This is a genomic window from Bradyrhizobium nivariense (assembly GCF_029846695.2).
Lineage (GTDB): Bacteria > Pseudomonadota > Alphaproteobacteria > Rhizobiales > Xanthobacteraceae > Bradyrhizobium.
In genome coordinates, this window is sequence record NZ_JARWCR020000158.1 from 1 (window position 1) to 2856 (window position 2856).

At 60.9% G+C, this 2856-nt stretch carries 3 protein-coding genes and 1 pseudogene; 1 reads left to right on the top strand and 3 read right to left on the bottom strand.

The window, feature by feature from the left end; genetic code table 11:
• Window positions 1-128: 128 nt before the first annotated feature.
• Complete coding sequence (locus QCM77_RS45525; RefSeq protein WP_280097093.1) at window positions 129-1247, bottom strand: IS630 family transposase; 1119 nt, start codon at window positions 1245-1247, stop codon at window positions 129-131.
• Window positions 1248-1342: 95 nt separating this feature from the next.
• On the opposite strand from QCM77_RS45525, the pseudogene QCM77_RS45530 reads away from it, so the two are divergent.
• Window positions 1343-1823, top strand: a pseudogene (locus QCM77_RS45530) (transposase); the annotation flags it as partial.
• 427 nt (window positions 1824-2250) lie between these two features.
• Here QCM77_RS45530 and QCM77_RS45535 read toward each other — a convergent pair.
• Both QCM77_RS45535 and QCM77_RS45540 read right to left on the bottom strand, forming a co-directional pair.
• On the bottom strand, window positions 2251-2454 hold the full coding sequence (locus QCM77_RS45535) for a transposase (RefSeq protein ID WP_347882451.1): 204 nt from the start codon (window positions 2452-2454) through the stop codon (window positions 2251-2253).
• Window positions 2360-2635, bottom strand: coding sequence for a hypothetical protein (locus tag QCM77_RS45540; RefSeq protein WP_280097094.1), 276 nt, complete (start codon window positions 2633-2635; stop codon window positions 2360-2362). Before QCM77_RS45540 ends, QCM77_RS45535 begins: the two co-directional genes overlap by 95 nt.
• Window positions 2636-2856 lie beyond the last annotated feature (221 nt).

Sequence of the window (2856 nt, forward strand, 5' to 3'; positions counted from 1 at the left end):
CAAAACACGAACTCAAGGAGCGCATCATGGCTGGTATCGACGACGTCAATCGTCATCCCGTCATCCACACCTGGTCCTACAAACTCGCCGAGGCTGCTTGATATGATTCGAACCAAGAAAACGCTGACCTAGTGTCCTGAACCAGAAGTTCGCGACATCTGGTCGTGCTTTGCCGGGGCATTGTATCGGCAGAAGCGTTCGATGGAAGTAAGGATGTCATCGGCGGACTTAGTCCATCGGAACGGTTTTGGATCGGCGTTGTGTCGTTCGATGAACGAGGCGATGTCCGCCCTGAGGGCGGCTACGCTGCGATAGACGCCGCGCCTGATCTTCTTATCGGTGAGGAGCGCGAAGAAGCGCTCGACCTGGTTGAGCCATGACGAACTGGTCGGGGTCAGGTGTACGTGCCAACGCGGCCGTTTAGCCAGCCATCTCCGGACCAGGGGGGTCTTGTGCGTGGCGTAATTGTCCATGACGAGATGAACGTCGAGTTCACGCGGCACGGCAGCTTCGATCTCGTCGAGGAACTTGCGGAACTCAGCAGCACGGTGGCGTCCATAGCACTTGCCGATGACCCGTCCGCTCGCAATGTCGAGGGCGGCGAACAGCGATGTGGTGCCGTGCCTCGTGTAGTCATGGCTCCTTCGGGCCGGCTGGCCGGGACGCATCGGCAGCATCGGCTGACTGCGATCCAGCGCCTGGATTTGGGACTTCTCATCGACACATAGAACGATGGCGTGCTCCGGTGGCGAGACGTAGAGGCCCACAACGTCGCGCACCTTGGCCACGAAATTTGGATCGGTCGAGAGCTTGAACGTCTCCATCCGGTGCGGCCGGAGCCCGAAGGCCCGCCAGATGCGTTGTACCGTCGACACCGATAGGCCGCTGGCCTTCGCCATGTCGCGCGAACTCCAATGGGTGGCGTTCTCGGGGCAACTCTCCAACGTCCTCACGATCACGGCTTCGATGCGAGCATCGTCAACCGTACGTGGCGCCCCGGAGCGCGGCTCGTCGTACAGCCCGTCCACGCGCCGCTCCACAAAACGCCGCCGCCACTTGCCTACCGTCGATCGGTCCAGACCCAGCTTGGCCGCAACTTCTTTGTTCTGACCGCCTTCCGCGCAGGTCAGCACGATCCGGGCTCTCAGAGCCAGCGCCTGCGCCGTCTTCCGCCGCATCGTCAGCGACCTCAGTTCGGCACGCTCTTCATCGCTCAGTGTCAGGGGCGCAAGTTGCTGGATTGGCATCAGATCCTCCGTCGCTGCTGCAGCCTCCATCTTTGGCACCGCGACGCGAATCTACTGTGAATCTACGATTGCGAACTTGTGACTCAGGACACTAGTACGTCGCCCTCATGGAGGATGTGCTCGACTGCTACGCCGAACAGCCCTATGCCAAGCGTCCGGTGGTCTGCTTCGACGAGAGCCCGATCCAACTGATCGGCGAGGTCCCCAGCCGACCACACCCAAGCCAAATCAGCTCGAGCGCTCCGACTGCGAGTACACGCGCAATGGCACGGCCAACCGGCCATCCGACGTCCACCGGCCCTGGCGCAAGGTCAAAGCCACCGATAGTGGCGCCGCAGTCAACTTCGCAGCCTGCATGCGGGAGCTCACACACGTTCACTTCCCCAACGCAGAGCGCATCCGCCTCGTATTGGACAAGCTACCCATCCACTCTGCCGGCGCGCTTTACCAGGGTTCCCACCCAGTGGACGCCGTATCATTCAATCGACGAGTTCCACTAGTCCGCAAGCATGCCGGTTGGGTGAATATGGTCGAATGGAGATCGGCGTGCTGCGCAGCCAATGCCTCGAGCGGCGCTATAGCGCGACATATGTGGGACGGCCCCGCGGGCAAGTGCTTTTTTAGACATTTCGCCCTCCGGGACCGGTGCGATCATATGTCCGGCCTTTCAGCGCGGTCGTGGACCGCTGGCTTCGATGAAATTCGCGATGCGAGGGGCTGATCAATCTGACGCGCTTTAAGTGCATTGTCGCGCCGGCCTCTCTCGCCTCGGGACTTCGTCCCGTGGGGTCATCGTCTAATGATGCACCTCGCCTCTATCCGGCTACGCGCCGGGCAGTCTGTTCTGGTCGTCGTTCGGCTCAGGCACGTGCTGCGCCAGTATTTCGATAGCTCCCGCCCTTGGAGCGCCCAGATGATCCTCGCGATCTTGTTGGCAAGCGCGACCGCGACTACCTTGAACGGCCGTCACGCCAAAAGCGCGATTAGCCACCGCGGCGCTTTCTCATTGCCCTTCACGCGTCGCAAGACCGACGTCACGCCACAAACAAGCAGCGAGCGGAGCGTCGGATTCCCCACTTTTCGATATGCCGCCGAGCCGTTCCTTGCCGCCGCTAGAATGAGGCTTTGGCGTCAGTCCCAGCCAGGCGGCGAAGTGACGGCCGGATTTGAATCCCTCGGGATCCGGAAGCCGCCGTGATCGCTCCAACGCCCGTAATTGTGATCAGCCGCCGCATGTCCTCGTCACGCTTCACCTCGCCGACGATCCCTCGTTCGAGCTTGTCGATCTGGCGCGTCAACGCCTCGATCTGATCGGCGATTTCAGCCAAGGCCAAGCGGGCGGCTTTTGGCAGGCAAACGTCCTCATCGTCACGCACGATCTCGATCAACTCTGCTAGTTTCGCCGTGCGATGGCGGCTATAATGCCCAACTCCGACAAATGCCAGCGAAGCGCGTTGATCGCCTGAGTTTGTCTGGCAGAGTGTAAGCGCGAAGCCGATACCCTTGCTTCAGAATTCGAATGAACGTGCGAAGAAGCCTCCGGCTTGGACGGAGGTTTGGGATGGGATTGGACAGCAAAAGGACGTCCATTTGGACGGCTCATCTGGAG